The following is a 3,904-nucleotide window of genomic DNA, read 5'->3' as shown; positions in this document are numbered from 1 at the left end:
GTTCTTTCTCGATGCCGATCAGCGCCGCGCCCAGGATTGCCGCCAGCACCAGGTAGGGATTGGCGTCGGCGCCGGAAACGCGATGCTCGATGCGGCGCGCCGCGGAGGGCCCGCCGGGAATGCGGATCGCCACCATGCGGTTCTCGTAGCCCCAGGCAACCGCGGTCGGCGCGTAGGAGCGCGGCCGCAGCCGGCGATAGGAATTGAAGTGCGGGGCGAACACCAGCGTGCTCTCCGCCATCGCCGCAAGCAGCCCGCCGACTGCATGACGCATGGTGTCGGAGCCCTGGTCGCTGCCGTCGTCGAAAATGTTGCGGCCGTCCTTATCGATGACGCTGAAATGGACATGGAAGCCGTTGCCGGCGCGCTCCCCATAAGGCTTGGCCATGAAACAGGCGGCAAAGCCGTGCTTGCGGGCGATGCCCTTGACGGTGCGCTTGAACAGAACGGCGTCGTCGGCGGCGCGCAAGGCGTCCGGCACATGGTTGAGGTTGATCTCGAACTGGCCGACGCCGTTCTCGGCGATCGCGGTGTCGACGGGAATGCCTTGCATGCGGCAGGCCTCGTAGACGTCATGGATGAAGGCCTCGAAATCGTCGATCTCGTCGATCGAGAGCGCGGCATCGGAATCGAGGCGCCGGCCAGTGATCGGTGAAACCGGACCGACGGGGCGCTGCGACGTCGGGTCGACGAGGTAGAATTCGAGCTCGGTCGCGGTGACCGGGGTCAGGCCGAGCGCGGCGTAGCGGTCGAGAATGCGGGCGAGCGCGCGGCGCGGGTCGCCGAGATAGGGCGCGCCGTTTTCATCGGCGAGCCACAGCGGCAGAAGCGCTGTCGGATGCGCCGTCCAGTTGACGGGCAGGATGCCGCGCCCGGTCCACTGGCAAAGCCCGTCGGCGTCGCCGGTCGAGAAGACCTGCGCATTGCCTTCGATATCCTCGCCCCAGATGTCGAGCCCGATCAGCGAGTAGGGCATGCGCAGCTTGCCTTCGAGCGCCTTACGCGCCTGCTCGACGGGAATGCGCTTGCCGCGCATGATCCCGTTCAGATCGCACACCGCGGCCCTCAGGCTCTGGATGTCCTCCCTGCTTTCAAGCCAGTTCAAAACGTCCGCAATTGCATCGCTCAATTTCCAGCCCCTTGGTTCTTTCTGTAGCCATCGCGGCTACGATATCCATTTTTCAGCTTGTGAGTTCATGAAAGGTCGCCATGGATGCTTCCAGGCAATTTTCCTTCATTTTTTCAATTTGCTAGCTGGGATATCGGGGGGCATTTCAGGTCCGTATTGTGCGATCTGCGATCGCAACATAGCTGGATGACGCGGGAAAGCCAAGCCGTGATTTGGCGCCTTCGGCTTGTGCTCGAATGGGCCCTGCAGTCTGCCTAGTGGCGCAGGTCCGGGAATTTCACCTGGCCGAGGATATGTGTCGCACCCTCGTCGATGTCGCGCACGATGGCCGCGCGGGCCCGTTCGCCGTCCTGCGCCTCGATCGCCGCGACGACTTCCTCGTGATAGTCGATGCCGAGAATGCCGGCGAGGCCGTCCTCGAAGCCGATCGCCAGGTTCCTCAGGAACGGACCGACCTGCATCCACACCGTCTCGATCAGGAAGATCATCTGCTCGTTGCCGCAGTGGCGGTAGATCGAGAATTTGAAGTCGTGGTTCTTGCGCAGATAGTCGTCGATGTTTCCGCCGCGCGCGGCCTGGGTGAGCTCGGTGCAATGGCGGCGGATGGCGCGCAGATTGTTGCCGTTGATGCGTTTCGTGGCGAGCTCGGTGGCCGTACCTTCCAGGATGGTGCGCACGGCGGTCAATTGCGAGAAGCGTTCGGCCGAGATCAGCGGCACCTCGACGCTGCCGTTCGGCATCGGGCTCAGTGCCCTCAAGGCCTGCAGCCGGGTGAAGGCGCTGCGCACCGGCATGTCGCTGGTGCCGAGCTCCTTCGCGAGCTTGCGCGAGGTCAGCTTCTGGCCGGGCTGCAACTGGCCCGACATCAGAGCCCGCACGAGCTCCAGATAGACTTTCTCATGCAACGGAACGGTATCGACAGCGGTCAGCCCGAATTGCGATTTGTCGGCCATTGGCGATGCGTTGCTTCACTCGTCCTGAAATCTGCCCGGTCGGCTCTGTCGGCGGCCCGGATGTGTTGCGAGCGGCTTTGGAACCACGATAGACGGTTACAGCGCGCCGCCGCAAGTGCGGGCTTTGGCGGCCATCCGGCCCGTTGCCAGCGATGCCCCCTAACCTACTCCAATGCCGGCCAGGAGGCCGCCATCGATCCTGTAGTCGGCGCCGGTGCAGAAGCTCGCCTTGGAGGAGCACAGGAAGGCGATGAGTTCAGCCACTTCCTCCGGCTCGCCGATGCGGCCGAGCGGATGCGCCTCGCCAAAGCGCTTGAAGGCTGCTTCTATATCGGCGTTCGGGTCGTCGCCGCGCGCGGCCCTTTCGAGGATCGGCGTGCGGATCGAACCCGGGCTGACCGAGTTGGAATGCCCTGGCGGGCATAGTCGAGCGCCAGCGAGCGCGTCAGCGTGTGGATGGCGCCCTTGGTGGTGGCGTAGGCGGCGACATTCTGCTGGCAGGCAGTGCCCTGCACCGAGGCGACGTTGACGATGGCGCCGCCGCCGCGCCTGATCATCTCGGGGATGCCGTAGTGGGCGGTGAGGTAGATGGAACCGACATTGACGGACATCGCCCGGTTCCAGGTCTCGAAGTCGGTGCTGGTCGCGGTGCCATAGGGATGCACCGCGGCGGAATTGACGATGACGTCCAGACCGCCGAAGCGGCCGACACCGGCGGCGATCGCCTGGGCGACCTGGTCCGGCACGGATACATCGACAGTCGCCACCAGCGCGGCGGCGCCGTTGCGGTCGAATTCGTCCTGCATCGCCGCATTGGCGCTCTCGTCGATACCGAGCGCGACGATCGCCGCTCCGCCCGCCGCGAGGCGCCTGGCGCTCGCCAGGCCGATCCCGGTCGTCCCAGTCACCAGGGCGATCTTGCCGTCGAAATCCTTCATTGCCGAAACTCCGTGATTGTCGCCGGGATTTGCAGGCGCGGCGCCGTAGCCGATCCTCATAATGCGCAGGATGACAGGCGACAAGAACGCGTATCCCGTCGGGCGGCGGCTGCCCGATTTGACTCCCTGTCGCGGCCGACAATAAGGTCCCGCCGGAATCACAAAAGAGGGTGTCATGGAACAATGCTGGCGCTGGTACGGCCCTGACGATCCGGTCACGCTCGACCATATCAAGCAGGCCGGAGCGACCGGCATCGTAACGGCACTGCACAACATCTATGACGGCAGCGCCTGGCCCCTGGATACTATCCTCGAGCGCAAGCGCATCATCGAGGCGGCCGGGCTGACCTGGTCGGTGGTGGAAAGCATTCCCGTCCATAACTCGATCAAGATCGGCGCGGCGGAACGGCAGCGTTACGCCGGCTGGTACAAGGACACGATCCGGGCGCTGGCCAAGGCCGGCATTTCCACCATCTGCTACAATTTCATGCCGGTGGTCGACTGGACGCGCACCGATCTCATGTACCGGCTGCCGACCACCGGCTATGCCTTGCGCTTCGACGCGATCGACTTCGCCGCCTACGATGTCTTCGTGCTGAAGCGCAAGAATGCCGAGGCAAGCTACAGCCCGGCGCGTCTCAAGGAGGCGGAAGCGCGGCTGAAATCCCTGAGCGACGAGCAGATCGAAAAGGTCGAGCGCAACCTGATCGCCGGCCTGCCGGCCACCGAGCGCAAGTACAATCGCGACACGATGCGCGACGCGCTCGCCGACTACGACGCCATCGGCCCGGCGGAACTGCGCGCCAACCTTGCCTGGTTCCTGAGCGAGATCATCCCGGTCGCCGAGGAGGTCGGGGCGCGCATGTGCATCCACCCGGCCGATC

The 3,904-nt window shown here is 64.7% G+C and carries 3 protein-coding genes and 1 pseudogene; 1 reads left to right on the top strand and 3 read right to left on the bottom strand.

Annotated elements, in window-relative coordinates:
- The 3 genes and pseudogenes from EN742_RS27220 to EN742_RS27210 form a co-directional block, all read right to left on the bottom strand.
- Positions 1–1,129: glutamine synthetase family protein (locus tag EN742_RS27220; RefSeq protein ID WP_148670289.1), on the bottom strand; the 1,129-nt coding region annotated here is incomplete at its 3' end.
- A 254-nt stretch (positions 1,130–1,383) separates the two neighbouring features.
- Complete coding sequence (locus tag EN742_RS27215; protein ID WP_126058162.1) at positions 1,384–2,082, bottom strand: GntR family transcriptional regulator; 699 nt, start codon at positions 2,080–2,082, stop codon at positions 1,384–1,386.
- Between the two features lie 159 nt (positions 2,083–2,241).
- Positions 2,242–3,020, bottom strand: a pseudogene (locus tag EN742_RS27210) (SDR family oxidoreductase).
- Between the two features lie 175 nt (positions 3,021–3,195).
- Between EN742_RS27210 and uxuA the strand changes: the two are divergent.
- On the top strand, positions 3,196–3,904 hold a 709-nt coding region (gene uxuA, locus EN742_RS27205; RefSeq protein WP_128333486.1), incomplete at its 3' end, for a mannonate dehydratase.

The sequence above is a fragment of the Mesorhizobium sp. M4A.F.Ca.ET.020.02.1.1 genome, assembly GCF_004022645.1.
In the GTDB taxonomy this organism is placed as follows: domain Bacteria; phylum Pseudomonadota; class Alphaproteobacteria; order Rhizobiales; family Rhizobiaceae; genus Mesorhizobium.
Note: the sequence above shows the minus strand (reverse complement) of the source record. Positions and strands in the feature narration are given on the sequence as shown.